The sequence below is a fragment of the Saprospiraceae bacterium genome (assembly GCA_026129545.1).
GTDB lineage: Bacteria > Bacteroidota > Bacteroidia > Chitinophagales > Saprospiraceae > M3007.
The window spans coordinates 489,852-505,935 of record JAHCHX010000001.1 but is presented as its reverse complement, the minus strand read 5'-3'; the positions used below and the strand labels follow the sequence as shown (position 1 = coordinate 505,935).

Annotated in this window: 12 protein-coding genes; 8 read left to right on the top strand and 4 right to left on the bottom strand. The window is 54.3% G+C overall.

Annotated elements, in window-relative coordinates:
- Window positions 1-4 precede the first annotated feature (4 nt).
- Window positions 5-1,867: a Fe-S protein assembly chaperone HscA gene (gene hscA, locus KIS77_01760; GenBank protein MCW5921040.1), complete on the bottom strand. Its 1,863-nt coding sequence runs from the start codon at window positions 1,865-1,867 to the stop codon at window positions 5-7.
- A gap of 299 nt (window positions 1,868-2,166) precedes the next feature.
- Between hscA and KIS77_01755 the strand changes: the two genes are divergently transcribed.
- A complete protein-coding gene (locus KIS77_01755; protein MCW5921039.1) occupies window positions 2,167-2,973 on the top strand; it encodes a queuosine precursor transporter in 807 nt (268 codons plus the stop codon).
- Between the two features lie 40 nt (window positions 2,974-3,013).
- On the opposite strand, the gene KIS77_01750 is transcribed toward KIS77_01755, so the two are convergent.
- Window positions 3,014-3,586, bottom strand: coding sequence for a cytidylate kinase family protein (locus KIS77_01750; protein MCW5921038.1), 573 nt, complete (start codon window positions 3,584-3,586; stop codon window positions 3,014-3,016).
- 371 nt (window positions 3,587-3,957) lie between these two features.
- Here KIS77_01750 and cls point away from each other — a divergent pair, with 371 nt between their 5' ends.
- From cls to KIS77_01730, 4 genes are all read left to right on the top strand, one after another.
- On the top strand, window positions 3,958-5,415 hold the full coding sequence (cls, locus tag KIS77_01745) for a cardiolipin synthase (protein ID MCW5921037.1): 1,458 nt from the start codon (window positions 3,958-3,960) through the stop codon (window positions 5,413-5,415).
- Window positions 5,416-5,448: 33 nt separating this feature from the next.
- Window positions 5,449-6,411, top strand: coding sequence for a DUF4340 domain-containing protein (locus tag KIS77_01740; protein ID MCW5921036.1), 963 nt, complete (start codon window positions 5,449-5,451; stop codon window positions 6,409-6,411).
- A 150-nt stretch (window positions 6,412-6,561) separates the two neighbouring features.
- Window positions 6,562-7,863 carry an FAD-binding oxidoreductase gene (locus KIS77_01735; protein ID MCW5921035.1) on the top strand — a complete coding sequence of 434 codons (1,302 nt, stop codon included), beginning with the start codon at window positions 6,562-6,564 and terminating at the stop codon, window positions 7,861-7,863.
- 373 nt (window positions 7,864-8,236) lie between these two features.
- Window positions 8,237-9,517, top strand: coding sequence for an agmatine deiminase family protein (locus KIS77_01730; protein ID MCW5921034.1), 1,281 nt, complete (start codon window positions 8,237-8,239; stop codon window positions 9,515-9,517).
- 120 nt (window positions 9,518-9,637) lie between these two features.
- Here the strand turns inward: KIS77_01730 and KIS77_01725 are convergent, their stop codons facing one another.
- The gene (locus tag KIS77_01725; protein MCW5921033.1) at window positions 9,638-9,913 is read right to left on the bottom strand and encodes a hypothetical protein; all 276 of its coding nucleotides are present in this window, start codon (window positions 9,911-9,913) and stop codon (window positions 9,638-9,640) included.
- Here KIS77_01725 and KIS77_01720 point away from each other — a divergent pair.
- Window positions 9,912-12,242 (top strand): TonB-dependent receptor, encoded by a 2,331-nt coding sequence (locus tag KIS77_01720; protein MCW5921032.1) that lies wholly within the window; start codon window positions 9,912-9,914, stop codon window positions 12,240-12,242. The two genes, KIS77_01725 and KIS77_01720, sit on opposite strands and share 2 nt — an antisense overlap.
- Window positions 12,243-12,351: 109 nt before the next feature.
- Here the strand turns inward: KIS77_01720 and KIS77_01715 are convergent, their stop codons facing one another.
- A complete protein-coding gene (locus KIS77_01715) occupies window positions 12,352-14,070 on the bottom strand; it encodes a dynamin family protein (GenBank protein ID MCW5921031.1) in 1,719 nt (572 codons plus the stop codon).
- 131 nt (window positions 14,071-14,201) lie between these two features.
- On the opposite strand from KIS77_01715, the gene KIS77_01710 reads away from it, so the two are divergent.
- Window positions 14,202-15,149 carry a methyltransferase domain-containing protein gene (locus tag KIS77_01710; GenBank protein MCW5921030.1) on the top strand — a complete coding sequence of 316 codons (948 nt, stop codon included), beginning with the start codon at window positions 14,202-14,204 and terminating at the stop codon, window positions 15,147-15,149.
- A 143-nt stretch (window positions 15,150-15,292) separates the two neighbouring features.
- A complete protein-coding gene (locus KIS77_01705; protein ID MCW5921029.1) occupies window positions 15,293-16,075 on the top strand; it encodes an N-acetylmuramoyl-L-alanine amidase in 783 nt (260 codons plus the stop codon).
- The last annotated feature ends 9 nt before the right edge of the window (window positions 16,076-16,084 follow it).

The following is a 16,084-nucleotide window of genomic DNA, read 5'->3' as shown; positions in this document are numbered from 1 at the left end:
TTTATCACACTTTTTTCCCGCGCATGGCCTGTCTAATGGTCGCGTCCATAGCCCGGTGCGCGAGCGGTGCGGTATATTCGTTCAGTTCCTCGATGGCGCGGTGGATGGCATCCTTGTCCTCGCCTTTTGTTGCCTCACGCAACGCCTTTAGCAGCGCCTGTGTGGTGGCTTTTTCCGATTCCGAAAGGATTTCGTTGTGCTGTTGCAGAAATTTGTCGCCCGAAAGGAGAAGGTTGTTCGCTTCGTTGCGGGCTTCCAGAAGGCTCCGCGACTGCATGTCGGTTTGAGCGTTCTGAATGCTGTCGAGCAACATGAGGGCCATCTCCTCCTCGCTGATGCCGTAGGTCGGGCGGATTTCGATGTGTTGCTCCAGATTGCTGCGCAGCTCTCGCGCCCGCACGAAAAGGATGCCATCGGCATTGAGGATAAATTGGATATCAATTTTGGGCAAGCCGGCAGGCATGGGTGGTATGCCTTTCAGGATGAACTCGCCCAATTTTCGGTTGTGTTCCACCAAATCGCGTTCGCCTTGATAGACACTGATTTTCAGGTTTTTCTGGCCATCAACGCTGGTTGTGTACTGCCGCCCGGCCTTTGTTGGGATTTTGGAATTGCGCGGAATAATCACATCCATCAGCCCGCCCACCGTTTCGATGCCCAGCGAGAGCGGGGTCACGTCGAGCAAGAGCAAGTCTTTCTGGTTGCCAGCCAAAATATCCGCTTGAATCGCCGCGCCAAGTGCCACTACCTCGTCGGGGTCGAGGCTGTCGAACACCGTCTTTTGGAAAAAGCCGGACACGGATTTTTTCACCATCGGCGTTCGTGTGCTGCCCCCGACCATGACAACTTTGTCAATTTGGCCTACATCAAGTTTGGCATCGCGGAGGGCATTTTTGCAACAATCCAACGTGCGTCGCACGAATGGTTCGATGAGTTCCTCAAATGTCGTCCGCGTCAGGCTCACTTTCCGCCCGTTCAGTTCGCCCTCAAACACTTCGGCGCTCGACAGTGCTTTTTTGGCTGCCTCTGCGAGCAATCGGATTTGCTGGCCGAATTCCTTGTTTTTTATCAAGTCATCGGATGAGTGGGTGTTGCCAAGTTTTTTCAGCCAAAAATCAACAATGGCGCGGTCAAAATCATCGCCTCCCAAGAATGTGTCGCCGTTTGTGGAGAGCACCTCGAAGATGCCGTTTTCGATGCGCAAAATGGAAATATCGAACGTGCCGCCGCCGAGGTCATAGACGGCGATGGTTTCCGTCCTGCCTTCCTCATTGCCAAGCCCATAAGCCAGGGCTGCTGCCGTCGGCTCGTTGACAATTCTCAACACATCCAGCCCGGCGAGTTTGCCGGCATCGCGGGTGGCTTGGCGCTGATTGTCGTTGAAATAGGCTGGCACTGTGATGACGGCTTTGGAGACAGCTGTGCCAAGTTCGTCTTCGATGCGGGTTTTTAATTCTTTCAAAATGAGGGCACTGAGTTCGACGGGCGTGTAAAAACGAGTTTTGACGCGGATTTTCACGAGCGAATCGGTGTCGTCGTCGAGGATTTGGTATCCAAAAAAGTCTTGTTGCTCCCGCACGTCCTTGAAGGACTTGCCCATGAGTCGCTTCACGGAGTAAATCGTGTTGGCGGGGTCGGTCTCAAGTTTCGTTTTGGCGGCATCGCCGACGATAATCTCCTCGTTTTGGGCAAAATGGACGACGGATGGCACGAGGGTGCTTTTGCCGTCTTTGCCTTTCACGCACGTCGAGCGACCATCTTTCATGTATGCCACAAGACTATTGGTGGTGCCGAGGTCAATGCCGACGATGACTGGCTTGGGTTGTTCGACGGAGCCGTCTTTTAAATTGATGGAAAATGTTGCCATGATAGTAACGCCAACTTTTGGTTGGCTGGGTGTGGCCAACTTTTAGTTGGCGTTACTTGGGTGTATTCGCCAACTATACCTTGATTCGCTAGGATTTGTTAGATGAACATGATTGATGCTCTTGATTTTTAGCAGATTGCGATTGCAGCCATGCCCAAAACCTAACGGCGCGAAGTATAAAAGTCAGCGATATGGGTGCGAAGGTAAACAGCCCAAAAAATTTTTGGTTGGCAACAAAGTGGTTGCAATGTTTTTGCAACCTTGCGCCGCTTAATTGCCCCTAACCGCCATTCTCTCTTATGCGCGATTTTTTCTCCTCCAAAGCCAGTCGCCTTTGGGTGGTGCTGGCGGGCTTCTTCATGACCAATGCCATCGTGGCCGAGTTCATCGGGGTCAAGTTGTTCTCGTTGGAAAAAACATTTGGCTTTGAGCCGGTCAACTGGACTTTTTTCGGGCAGGGCAATCTTTCCTTTACTCTGACCGCAGGGGCCTTGATGTGGCCTGCGGTGTTTGTGATGACCGACATCATCAACGAGTATTTCGGGCCGCGTGGCATCAAGGTGCTTTCCTATCTCACGGCTGGCCTGATTGCTTATGGTTTCCTCATTGTGTTCATGGCAATTGGCCTCGAACCCGCTGACTTTTGGCGCACGGCACACATCAAGCCCGACTGGACGGCGGAAGAACAGGCTGCCATGCGCGCGCAGGTGACGGACTACAACGCGGCCTACGGCATCGTGTTCGGGCAGAGCTTGTGGATTATCATTGGTTCGCTCGTGGCGTTCTTGGTGGCACAGGTGGTGGATGTCGGGGTGTTTCATCGCATCAAAAAGATGACGGGCGAAAGCAAAATTTGGCTGCGAGCGACGGGCAGCACGTTGGTGTCCCAATTTCTCGACAGTTTTGTGGTGGTGTTCATCGCGCTGTATATCGGGCAGCAGCTGCCGTTTTTGCAGGTGCTGGCGATTTCGATTATGAGCTACATCTACAAGGGCGCGATGGCGGTGCTGTTGACACCCGCCATTTATCTGGCGCATTATCTGATAGACCGATATTTGGGGCATGATTTGGCGACCGCGATGAAAGAAACGGCTCAGCAAGGGTGAAGAGGGGTTTGTGCGTTGTTGCCCCCTCATTCTATCCTTATCATAAAAATCGAGCGAAGGGGATGGCTTCGTTTTTCCAAGAAAGTGCCCGGAGTATCAACGCGGCCACCTGCTCCGGGCTGCGGTGCGTGGTGTCGAGCACTAAGTCGAAGTTGTGAAGATTGGTGCAATCGGCACCATATTTTACCCAAAAACGGGCGTTCTCGCTTTTCTTGCGGGCGATTATTTTTCTTACTGCTTCCTCTTTGGTTTCGTATTCCTCACTCTTGCGGGTGGGGTCGTTGAAAATGCGCTCGGCTGCGACGGCGATGTCTGTTTGCAGATATACTTTGAACGATTCGGGCAGGAAAAACCACGCCATGCGGCTGTCCACGATGTAGCCTTTTGGGTTTTTGCCGAGGTCAATGAAAATGCTGTCAATACGTTGGTCAATGGTTGGGTCCGTGTCGGCGCGGCGGTTCATTTCGAGCGTGTCAAGTCCGAGCTCTTCGGCCAATTGGCGCTGGATGCGCCCGGTGGACACATATTCGTAGCCTGTTTTTTCGCACAATATGCTCGACACCACGCTTTTGCCGCTGCCGAGGTCGCCTGTGATGGTGATTTTGTTCGTCATGTAAGGGACATTGAAATCATGAGGGGAGGGAATTTATACCTTGATTCGCTAGGATTTGTTAGATGAACATGATTGATGTTCTTGATTTTTAGCAGATTGCGATTGCAGCCATGCCCAAAACTTGGCGGCGCGAGGTATAGGTAGAGGGTGGAAGGCTGATTTCAGTATGACTGCTCAGTGGGGAGGTTTATTGGGGTATACATTATAAGTAAGGCCAGAGCAGGACTATCTCTTAACCTGTAAAGTTATCTTAGGATGAGATACCTTCCACCCTCCACCTAAATTCCCCCCAAAAAAAGAGCGGCAAAAGTAGCGATGACTTTCCATTACTTGCCGCTTACCTTCACAGCTATATTATTGTATGCCTTGCCATGCAGATTCAAGTTGAAACCCTACTTTCCATCGGCGTGTACGCGCTAATGTTATTCACGACCGTGCGCATCATCCTTGACACGAACAATCCGGCCAAGGCGCTGAGTTATTTGCTGCTCAACGTCATGTTGCCGGTGCTGGGTAGCATCGCCTATTTCACGCTGGGGGTCAACTATCGCAAACGGCAGATTTACAGCAAAAAACTCAAGGCGACCAATCAGCTGCTGATGAGCATCCGCGAAAAATATGTGGCCAAGACCGAGCAACTCATCGAGCGCGACGCGCCACAATTGGGCGGCCACACCGAGCTCGCTCAGTTGCTGCTGAATGAGGTGCGCGAGCCGTTGTCGCTCAATTGTGTCACCTTGCTGAACAATGGCGAATCGAAATTCCCCGCCTTGCTGGAAGACCTTGAATCGGCCCAACACTTTATCCATATCGAATACTACATCTACGAGGACGACGGCATTGGCAATCAGATAAAGGACGTGTTGCTCCGCAAGGCAAAATCGGGCGTAAAAGTGCGGTTCATCTACGACGATTTTGGGAGCAGGGGTCTGAGGCGCGAATTCCTCAAACAACTGAAAGCCGGAAAGGTGGAGGCCTTCCCGTTTTACAAAGTGCGCTGGCCTTTTTTTGCCAGCCGCCTCAACTATCGCAACCACCGAAAAATAATCGTGATAGACGGCCACACGGGCTATGTCGGCGGCATCAACGTATCCGACCGCTACATCAACACCGTGAAAACCAACGCCATGTATTGGCGCGACACCCACATCCGGCTCGAAGGCCCAGCGGTGTGGACGCTGCAACACACTTTTCTCGCCGACTGGAATTTTTGCTCCCGACAGCGCATCAATCCCGACGAACGGCTTTTCCCGCCCACGTCAAGACCACTCCCCAACGCGCGAGAACTGGTGCAAGTCGTCGCCGGAGGCCCCGACTATCCGCGTTCGGGCATCATGCTGAGCTATTTCACCGCCATCGCCAACGCCAACGAACGCATTTTTCTCACTTCGCCTTATTTTATCCCCAACGCAAGCATTTTCGACGCGCTGCGCAAAGCAGCTTTGAGTGGCAAAGAAGTGCGGCTGCTCGTGCCGGGCATCTCGGATTCGGGCTTTGTGAACTCGGCATCCCGCTCCTACTACCAAGATTTGCTCGACTGCGGGGTACATATCTACCTCTATCAAAAAGGCTTCGTCCATGCAAAGACTTTGGTCGTGGACGATTACCTTAGTTTCGTGGGCACAGCCAACATGGACAACCGCAGCTTCGACCTGAACTTTGAAATCAACGCGGTCATCTATGGAAAAGAATTTTGCCAACAACTCGCCGAATCCTTCCTCAACGACCTCAACGACAGCCGCCTCATCACGCAACAAGCATGGCGACGGCGCAACAGATGGCAGGTGTTGGGCGACAAAATCGCCCGCCTGTTCTCACCCTTGCTCTGATTCGTTACCTTCGCCCGAAAAAGTGCTATTCCCATGAAAAACAAGCACTTAGTTTTGCTTTTTCTCGGCGTGTTGGCCATAGGGCTGCTTGCTCGCAAGCTCCCGTGGCCACTCAGGCAAATGCTACAAACCGATTTGATTGCGGTGGACACGGCACAAGTGACGCAAGTGACCATCCTGCACCCCGACCAATCGGAACTGCTGCTCGAACGCACCGAGGCAGGCTGGGCAGCGGCGCAGGATTTGCGTTCCGTCGTCGTGGAGGCCGAAAAAATCGAGCATATCCTCCAAGCCCTCCGCTCCATTCGTTCCTTGCGCATAGTGAAAACCCGCCGCCCCGACACGCTCGGTTTTTCCGAAAAAAAACGCCTGCAAATCCTCGTTTTTCGAGACAGCAAAATGCTTGAGCAGTTTGAAATCGGCGACGAGCACACCGAAAACGGCCAACCCGCCACCTACATCCGCCTCAGCCGCCACGAAGGCATTTATTTGGTGGAAAATCACCTGCGCGGTATTTTCTCAAAATCCCTGCACTACTTCCGAAGCCCCACGGTGGCGCAGTTCGACCCTCAGACGGTCCGTGCCGTCATGCTCGAATGGCCCGAGCAGGCACCCGTTTTATTCGAAAAAAACGACTCTGCGCGGCTATGGGAAACACCCTCGCTCACCCCAGTACCCCACGACACGATGCTGGCTTGGCTATCCCTTTTCAACCGCCTCAACGGCAGCCCTTTTGCCGACCACTTCGACGAAAGCCGTGCCCGCGAGACGTGGCTCCAACGCACCACGCTGCACCTTGCCTCGCCAGACTCGCTGGTTTTCAGGCTCTTCTATGTACAGCCGCCCGACTTGCCCGAAGAAATCACCTTAGCCAAGAAAGGACTGTCAACGTGGGTTTTTCACTCGTCGCAGAACCCTTCCAACTTCTTTGCTCCCACCGACACCACCCTATTGCGCAGGATGAGCGACTGGCTCCGGCCAAACCATTTGCGCTGATGCGCTTACTTTTTGAATACTTAACTCGCGCCGCCAAATTTCGGGCATGGCCACAAACGCAATCCGCCCAAAACCAAGGAGAGCAATCATGTTGAACCGACAAAACCCAGCAAATCACGGTATGATTCGTCTGAAATAAACACCCGTGCCATGATGCTCACCCAAACCACACTTGCCAATTGGGGCAATTACCCCGCGACCGAGGCCCGCGTCGCCACGCCCGAAAGTATCGAGGAGGTGAGAGCGTGCCTGTTATCGCAGGAGCGCCTTATTGCTCGCGGCAACGGAAAATGTTACGGCGACGCAGCGCTTGGCCCCTCCGTCCTCTCGACGCTGCGCCTCAATCGCGTGCTGCATTTCGAGCCTCAAACAGGTCAAATAGAATGTCAGGCAGGCGTGTTGTTGGCAGACTTGCTCGGCCTCGTCGTGCCAGCGGGATGGTTCTTCCACGTCACGCCCGGCATCAAGTTCATCACCGTCGGCGGAGCCATTGCCAGCGATGTGCACGGCAAAAACCACCCCGCAAAAGGCTGTTTCTCCAATTGGCTGCACTCGTTCGAGCTGATGCTCGCATCGGGGGAAATCGTGACCTGCTCGCGCACGGAGCGCCCCGACTTGTTTTGGCAGACTTGCGGCGGCATGGGCTGGACGGGCATCATCCTTTCCGCGAAATTCCAGTTAATGGAAATATCATCCGCACAACTCCGACAGGTGACATTGCGAGCCGCCGATTTGGACGGGTTGTTCAGCGCCTTCGAGGAAAACCGCCAATGGCCCTATCAAGTGGCATGGCTCGACGGGACGCACCCGCACGGGCGAGGAGCCGTGTTTCTGGCGGAGCATCTGAGAGAAAAAGAGGCGAGTTCGCCGCTCGCATTTCCGGCAAAAAAATCCGTGAGCGTTCCGCTGTTCGCCCCTGCTTGGCTGCTCAATCCGTTGACCATCAAGACCTACAACGAACTTTTTTATAGAAAAAACCAACCTAACGAAAAGGTTGTTGACCTCGATGCTTGTTTCTATCCACTCGACCGCATCGGCCATTGGAATCGGCTTTACGGGCGGCGCGGCTTCATCCAATACCAATGTTGCCTGCCGGAAGAACAAAGTTTGGAAGGACTGAAAAAGATGCTCGCGCTGATTCAAACAAGCCCCGAAACGCCGTTTCTGACGGTGCTAAAACGCCACGGAGAGCGCCCGCCGGAAGCAGTGCACTCATTCCCCATCAAGGGCTATTCGCTGGCGCTGGATTTTCCGCGCACGAAGACTATTTTCCATTTAGTGGAAAAATTAGACGACTTGGTGTGGGGCCTGGGCGGCAAAATTTATTTGACCAAAGATGCGTGCTCAGCGCCGCGGATGGGGCGGGTCAACCCCTCGGCTTTTGGCTCGGAAAAGTTTTATTCGCTGCTGAAGGAGCGGCTGCTGCAACCCGACAAAAGATTGGAAGAATGAAGCGCAAATCCACTCACTGGCTCAATGAGTCAACAGAGACCCCGCTTCATCTACCATGAAAAAGTTGTCCACGTTCTCGACGGATATATCGCCTATGGCATTTTGCAGCAAATAGTAGCGTGAGGCATCATTCGGAATCGCACGAAGAGGCTTCATGTCTGATGTGAAATGGGCGGGAGCACTTTGCCCTTCGCTCGTCGAATGGCAACTTTGCATCAAAAACAGCCATGCAAAAAGAAAGCCCTGCATGGGCAATCGCGAAGGCCGGCAGTGCTTGTTGTTCAGAATATCCAACATGTCAAAAGGAAAACGGATTGATAAGAATGACCGCCGATTAGTCGTGACAAACACTCGCGTCATCAATGAAATTTTTATGAAAAAGCACTTCTACACCTTCCTACTGCTCGCGGCTCCGCTCCTCGTCCACGCCCAACCCATCCACCCTTTCACCCCGCCCGAATATGCGCCCGCAAAAGCCGTCTTGATAGAATGGGACTTCAACCCAAACACTTGGAGTCTTTATTCGCCTCTAATAGCCGCTTGTCGGGAAGCGGCGGAGACCATTTGCGTGGTGCGCGACATGGGCGAGGAAAACATCATGCGCAGCAGACTGACTCAGGACGGCGTGTCGCTGGACAACGTGAGCTTCGTGCACGTTCCTTGTGAGCGCATGTGGATACGCGACCACGGCCCCTTTGCGATTATGACTGACGAGGGCATGGCGTTCATGGAATTCGACGACCACGCCAATAGCGGCATGGATGAGTACCTGCCGACCAACTTGGCCAACCTGTGGGGCCTGTCAGTGTTTGAGCTTCCGTGGGTGTTCGATGGCGGCAACTTGATGGTGGACGGGCACGGCACGCTTTTTTGCACCAACGGCCTCTACTCGCGCAACCCCAACATGAGCAAACAGCAAATCCACGCCGACTTGGAGCATTATATGGGCATAAAACAAGTGGTGGCGCTCAAATCGCAGCACAACGACTACTGGAAACACATTGATATGCAGGTAAAATTGCTCGACGACAGCACCCTCGTCGTGTCGAGCGTGGCGCTTGGCTCAAGTGCCAACCATGACTCGCTAGAACACAATTACAATCTGTTGGCGGCATTGGAATCGCCCAACGGACAGCCTTATCGCATCGCTCGCCTGCCACACGCCGACAACTGGAAAACCTACGCCAACGCGCTGCTGCTCAACAACCACCTCCTCGTGCCGACCTATTCGCACCCAAACGACTCGCTGGCCTTGGCCACCTACGCCTCGCTCCTACCCAACCACACGGTCGTCGGCATTGACTGCAATAAAATCATCGGCTGGGATGGCGCATTGCACTGCATCACCATGCAACTGTTCGACGACGCACAGGTAAGCCGCGTGAAGAATATCTCCACACGCCACGACGGCTTTAGTGTGTGGCCCAACCCCGTGCCGACAGGCGGCACATTGTGGCTTCGTTTTGCCGATGAATGGCACGACGCGACGTGGGTGCAAGTGCTCGACGTGCAAGGGCGGGTGCTACACTCGCAATGGCTCACGCCTTCTGACGCGGCAGCGGTACGCTTGCCTGTTCACCTGACACCGGGAGTGTACTGGCTGCAAGCAAGTGGGGAGCAGCGCATGGGCGTGCGGCGGTTTGTGGTACGATAAAGGGTGGAGAGGATGGAAGGCGGAAGGCTGATTCCCGTTTGGGACTGTTCATGCGAATTGGGAATGAATTTCTTAATTCAACACGAGATCGAAGATATTTCCGCGCCCTGCTTGGTGTTTTCACCAAGCAGTATCGCGAGCAGCAACGCAACGATCACCGCGACAGCGCTTGGTGAAAACACCAAGCGCGGCGGAAAACAACCACCAACGAACAACAAACAACCACCAACGAACAACAAACAACCACCAACAAACAACAAACAACAAACAACCAGCAACAAACAACAAACAACAAACAACGAACAACAAACAACCAGCAACAAACAACAAACAACGAACAACAAACAACCAGCAATCTTCAAGCTCCGCACAAACGACACAAAATCCGACTTTCATGAAAAACATCCACATCTTCTTTATCGCGCTATTTCCCCCTCTTTTTCTTACAGCCCAAACGCAGTCCATTTCCGGCATCGTGCTCGACAAGGACTCGCGCCAACCGCTTGTCGGTGCGACGGTGCAGGTGCTGAACACCACTCCCGCCATCGGGGCGGTATCGGACGCGGAGGGCAAGTTTTCTCTAAAAAACGTCCCGCTTGGCCGCCACCAAATCCAATGCACCTACTTTGGCTACGACCCTTGGCTAAGCGACCCGCTCATCGTAAGTAGTGTGCGCGAGACGCACTTGACCATCGGGCTTACGGAGGCGGTGCTGAAAACGCAGGAGGTGGTGGTGTCGGCTCGGCGCCGCGGCAACGAACCCATCAACGAACTCGCCTTGCTTAGCACGCGCTCTTTTTCGGTGGACGAAACTCAACGCTACGCTGCCAGTGCCAACGACCCGGGTAGAATGGCGCAAGCCCTGCCGGGCGTGCAACCCAGCCGCGACAGCCGCTCCGACATCGTGGTGCGTGGCAACTCTGGCATCGGCCTGCTCTGGCGATTGGAGGGCGTGGACATCCCGAACCCCAATCACTTTGCCCGACGCGGCTCCTCCGGTGGCGGCATCACGATATTCTCCATCAGCATGCTCGCCAACTCTGACTTTAGCACCGGGGCTTTTCCGGCTGAATACGGCAACGCCTACAGCGGCGTGTTCGACATTCATTTCCGAAAAGGCAATCCCGACAAGCGGGCCTACACTTTTCGCGCCGGGATGTTGGGGCTTGATTTTAGCACGGAAGGCCCGTTCAAAAAAGGCGGAGAAGCCACCTATTTGGTCAATTACCGCTATTCCACGCTTGGTATTTTGAACAAAATGGGCCTACACCTCGTGGGCGAGCGCATTGACAACACTTTTCAGGATTTGTCTTTCAACCTTTATTTTCCCTCCAAAAACAAAAAACACTTGTTCACGCTTTGGGGCATCGGCGGCCTGAGCCAAGAGACCGAGAATGCCGTGGAAGATACCGCCGAATGGCGCTCGTATTCCGACTACTTCACCCGCCATTTCAACACGAGCATGGGCGCGGTGGGTGCCACGCACACGGTGTTGCTCGATGAAACCGCATATTTGAAAACCAGTATCGTCGCAACGGGACAGGACGTTGACTGGCGGAACGACACGCTCAATGCGGCGCGGGTGCCATTTGCCGTGAACACCGAGCGATACAAGGAGGGGCGCTTCGTGTTGTCCTCGTTTTTGAGCAAAAAATTCGGCCCGCGCGTGGCGCTGAAAACCGGCTTTTTCATCAACCACATACCTTACGATTTTTTCCGCGAGACGCTGGGCGACTCGTCGTCCATCGGCGCGAAAGGCAGTACCCAACTGTTGCAGCCGTATTTTCAATTCAGATTCCGACCGACCGACAAACTGACTTTCAATGCGGGTCTGCACGCCTTGTTTTTCACCCTCAACGCGACTTCGAGCATCGAGCCGCGCCTTGCTGCCAAGTATCAGTTTTCGGAAAAACAATCCATCAGCCTCGCATGGGGGCTGCACGGGCGGGTGCTGCCGTTGGGCAACTATTTCACTCGCATCGGCGGGAGGGAAGTGAACCTGAGCACGGACTTGATAAGAGCGCAACACCTCGTGGCTGGCTGGGATTGGCTGTTGGGCCAAGCGTCGCGTATTCATGTGGAGGTCTATCGCCAAACATTCAGGGACGTGCCGGTGGCGAAAAACCCGGCGAGCAGTTGGAGCATCCTGAACACGATTGACGGTTTTGCCAAACAGGAAATGACCAACAGTGGCGCGGGCGAAAACATCGGCTTGGATGCAAGCGTGGAAAAATCGTTCACGGGCGGCACTTTTTTCATTGTCGGTGGCTCGGTGATGCGGTCGCGGTATAAAGACATCAGCGGGCGCGAGCACCCGACGGTGTTCGACAGCGGCAAGTCAGCCACTTTCACGGGCGGCAAGGAGTGGACGTTTCGCAACGCCTCCATGCTACAGCTCGGCTTGCGCGTCATCTACAATGGCGGTCAACGACTGATGCCTTTGTTGCCCGGACAGACCGTCAATCGCTACTCGCCAGAGCCATTGTTGGACGAAAACCGCGCTTTTCAAGAGCGCGTGGAAGCGTATTTCCGCCCTGATTTGCGCATTGCTTTTCGGAAAAACAACCCGCGCGCGGCATGGTGGCTTGCGCTGGATGTTCAAAACGTGATGGGGCGCCGCAACGTGGACCCGCTCAACCGCACTTATGACCCCGACCTGAATCAATGGGTGTTCAGGGAGCAATCGGGACTGACACCGGTGCTGAGTTTTCAGATAGATTGGTAAAACGTGCGTGTGCTTTATTCAGGGGGGGGAATTTGCCCCTCCCTGAATAGGGCTGCCTGAACGAGGGGTTTGCGCATCGGATGCTTTTGTAGGAAACAATCATTCAGTCTCAATCGCCCAGCCCCGCGTCGAGGTCCGTCAGTCGCTTGTCCAGCGCCGCGTAGCGTTCGTTGAACTGCGCGATTTGGATTTCCTCGTTGGCCAGCAGCGCATCGAGCTCGGAGAAATTGCCTTGAATGCGCTCGCGGATGGTATGCACATAGCCGCGCAGTTTGGTGTCGAGCGCCTCCTGCATCCGGCCTCGTCCCTTGGCGATTTCCTCGGTGTAGCCGTTGATGATTTTGCGGCGTTGCAAGCCAGCGGTCACGCCCGCGAACAGCATGCCCAACCCCGTGAGCACTCCGCCCGTGATGTCGAGCACGGTGATTTTGGTGACGCCGGCCAAGATGATGCCCACGATGGCGGCCCCGCTTCCGGCAGCGATATTGGGCGATACGGCGGCGTTTTCGGGGAACAGGCGCTCGTCGTTGAAATTTTCGGAACGCGACATGAAGCGCGAGAATGCCTCTTGCAATTCTTTGAGCACGGCAGCGCGTTTGTCGGCGATGTCCTCAAAAATGTAGGAATCGCTTTTCACCACCGTGTTGCTCGTTCGGATTTTGAGGTCAATCATCTTGGCCATTTGCTGCACGGAGTCGGCCAAATCCACCACACCTTCGTTGAGTTTGATTTTTAGTTCGCCGTTGAGTTGGAGCTCGAGTTTTTGGGTCAGTTCGTCGAGCCAGTCTTTGATGGAGGCTTGTTTGCGGAAAATGCCTTTGAACGAGCGCACGAGCATGGAGGGGAAAGAAAGACCGTCGGAAAGTTCATCGCCGATACCTTTGGTGATGCGGGCGTAGCCATTGAGGAGGTTCTCGACGAGCAAGCCGACTTGATGGTTCGATTTTTTTTCCTGATTGTCGAGCGTCTGGCTGATGTCGTGGCGGAAATGGGTGTCGGCTTTGAATTGCGCCGCGCGGGTGTCGAGGTCGTGGCGGATGCGAGCGAGAATGCCGCGAGCGGTCGTGAGGTTGTTTTTGAGTTTGAGCATGGCTCCACGTCCGCCGGTGACGTGGGTGCGAATGTAGTCACGCACGGTGGAGAAGCCGCTTTCGTCGAATCTGCCTTCCATCTCGGCCTTGGCGCTGGTGGCAAAAATGGGTGGCTCGCTCATGCCTTTCTTTTGGGCAAAATCGAAAAGGCCGCGTTCGTTCACCGCCAAATCTTCCGCCGAGAGCAAGTCTTTTTGCTGCAACACGAAGATGATTTTTTTGTGCCAATCGCGGTGAATGAATTCAAAAAAATCCCATGCCGACTGGCGGTAGGGGTTTTTGGCCTCAAAGACAAAAATGACGAGGTCGCTGGCAGGTATGAAATTCTCGGTGATTTCCTGATGGCGCTCCACGATGGAATTGGTGCCGGGCGTGTCCACGACGGCAATGTCGCGCAGGATATCAACTGGCAGATAGACCTTTTTAAGGTATGGATTGACGACCACTGTTTCCTCTTTTTCCGCGTAGAGAATCTGTTGGATGGTGTCGGTCAGCGGTTGCGGGGCCACGGGGCATATCTCCCGCCCCGCGTCGAGCAAAGCATTGACGAAGCTGCTTTTGCCCGCCTTCACTTCCCCCACGATGACGAACATGAAGGGGTCGTTCATGCGGTTGCGCAATTCGCCGACGGTGGCGGCCAAATCTTTGTGGCCGATTTCAGCGCTGAGCGATTGCAGGTCTTTGACGAGGTCTTCGACCTGCGCACGAATGGCTTGGGTGCGTTGGTTGAGAATCATGCAGCAAACGTATCCAAAATTCTGGAAAACATGGCGTTGAGTCGTGTGGAACAATGGAACAAGGCCAACACCGAGCACACGGAATGGGCCTGCCGCACTACCTTTGCCCGATTGAACACTTATTCCAAGCAATGAACTTCAAATTTCTTTTTCCCACTTTCCGAAACCGCTACCTGTTCGTGCGCGACAGGCTAAGAAAGTACGCCGGAAACGAACAACCCCACCCCGACGAGACCGTCGGAAAGGGAATACCTCCCCCCCCCGCCCCGACAAGCCCAATCCCTACCGGCGCGGGCAGGCAGCCGGACGGGAATCAACTAACAACCAACAACAAGCAACCAACAATTCACAACGGATTAAACCTCGGCACTGGTGAGGGCGACTACGACCGCATGATTGCTGCTTACTGCACCGAGTTGATTGCTTGTGATGTGAACGAGGAGGACCTTGCCCATGCCCGCGCACTCAATGCAGGCGTGATGAATCTTCGCTACGAACCCAACAACGCGCTGGCCTTGACGTATCCCGACCAGTATTTCGACCTCATCGTGAGTTGCGAAGTCATAGAGCACGTCGGCGACCCGGCCCAAATGCTCCGCGAGATGAGCCGCGTGATGAAGCCCGGCGGCGTGGCGATTATGACTTTTCCGAGCCGCGAGTTCCCTATCACATACGACCCCGTGAACCGTATATGGCAGGTGACTCGGAGCGAGAGCAGCCGCGAATACGCGATTTCGCAAGGCGCTTATGCTTTTGGCCACGATTACCTGATTGGCTCGGACGACTTTCGGCGTTGGGCACGGGAGGCAGGTTTTGAGATAGTAGAGTTTAAGGGGCTGAGCCGCCACTTTGTCGGGTTGTTGGAAATGTATTGGACGGGCATCGCGCAACGCGTTTTCAAAAAAAACGCCCGCAACGTAAGCGAGGAAAAGGAGCGCAAGGGGGGGGCCTTACGCCCTGCCTCGACCAAGGAGCCAGCCCTTGTTTTCATCACGGATGGCTTGCTCTGGCTCGACAAACTCTTGTTCGGATGGACGGGGCGGAGTGTGGGGAAGGGCGTTGTGCTGAGGAAAAAGTAAGAGGAGGGATTGAAGAAAAGGCAGTCCCTTAACCAGTTTTTTGCCAAAGTTTAATTGCGAATTTCGATATATTATTTTGATGATTGCCTGTCAAGGGGAGATTTTTGCAATGAAAAAATTTCCCTTGCCAAAGAGGCCTCATCATGTTAGCCAGCGAGACTTTATCCTACGAGCAAGTTTTTTTGCAATTTGAACAGAATCGGGGCAGAGTCTCCGTTCTACAGGTGTCGCACCCCGACGGCCAGCCCTTCCACCTCAACGTCTATTCGCCCGGGCACCATTCGTTCTACTATGCCGAGCGATTTTCTAAGGAGCGCATCGTGCTGCATTTCACCGCAGGTTTCTTGCAAGGCGACGTGCCGTGGCTGACGCGTGCCAACAAGTATGTGTCGGTGCCATTCGTGGTCGGTCGCAGTGGCGAAATTTTCAACCTTTACCGCTCGGCATATTGGTCGTATCACCTTGGCGTGGGCGATAGGCGCTGGGATAGGGCTTCCATCGGTATCGAGTTGAGCAATATCGGGCCTTTGGTGCTGGAAGGCAATATGCTGAAATACGAGGTGCAGCGGCAACTGCCCGACGGGCGACTCGTCACGGTGCGCTACGATTACTGTGATGTCAATGAATCGGCCTATTATCAACGCATACCGCAGCGATACAGGGGTCATGAGTTTTTCGCCGCCTTCACCGATGCCCAATACAACTCGCTGGCGCGTTTGCTGGTGTACCTGACCAATCGCTACAACATCCCGCGCGTGTTTCTTCCGCCTGCCACTCGTTTTGATGCCTTGCCTCAGAACTTCTCGCATAGAGGCATTTTGAGCCATGTCAACTACCGGCCTTCTGGCAAATGGGACATAGGCCCTGCGTTCGACTGGGCGCGACTGGAGGCGGCAGTCAACCAACAAGTCATTCTCGAGCCCTAAATTTTGCTT

Excerpts from the sequence above, each read along its gene's own strand:
- hscA (MCW5921040.1), bottom strand. The coding sequence starts at position 1,867 with ATGGCAACATTTTCCATCAATTTAAAAGACGGCTCCGTCGAACAACCC.
- KIS77_01755 (MCW5921039.1), top strand. The coding sequence starts at position 2,167 with ATGCGCGATTTTTTCTCCTCCAAAGCCAGTCGCCTTTGGGTGGTGCTG.
- KIS77_01750 (MCW5921038.1), bottom strand. The coding sequence starts at position 3,586 with ATGACGAACAAAATCACCATCACAGGCGACCTCGGCAGCGGCAAAAGC.
- cls (MCW5921037.1), top strand. The coding sequence starts at position 3,958 with ATGCAGATTCAAGTTGAAACCCTACTTTCCATCGGCGTGTACGCGCTA.
- KIS77_01740 (MCW5921036.1), top strand. The coding sequence starts at position 5,449 with ATGAAAAACAAGCACTTAGTTTTGCTTTTTCTCGGCGTGTTGGCCATA.
- KIS77_01735 (MCW5921035.1), top strand. The coding sequence starts at position 6,562 with ATGATGCTCACCCAAACCACACTTGCCAATTGGGGCAATTACCCCGCG.
- KIS77_01730 (MCW5921034.1), top strand. The coding sequence starts at position 8,237 with ATGAAAAAGCACTTCTACACCTTCCTACTGCTCGCGGCTCCGCTCCTC.
- KIS77_01720 (MCW5921032.1), top strand. The coding sequence starts at position 9,912 with ATGAAAAACATCCACATCTTCTTTATCGCGCTATTTCCCCCTCTTTTT.
- KIS77_01725 (MCW5921033.1), bottom strand. The coding sequence starts at position 9,913 with ATGAAAGTCGGATTTTGTGTCGTTTGTGCGGAGCTTGAAGATTGCTGG.
- KIS77_01715 (MCW5921031.1), bottom strand. The coding sequence starts at position 14,070 with ATGATTCTCAACCAACGCACCCAAGCCATTCGTGCGCAGGTCGAAGAC.
- KIS77_01710 (MCW5921030.1), top strand. The coding sequence starts at position 14,202 with ATGAACTTCAAATTTCTTTTTCCCACTTTCCGAAACCGCTACCTGTTC.
- KIS77_01705 (MCW5921029.1), top strand. The coding sequence starts at position 15,293 with ATGTTAGCCAGCGAGACTTTATCCTACGAGCAAGTTTTTTTGCAATTT.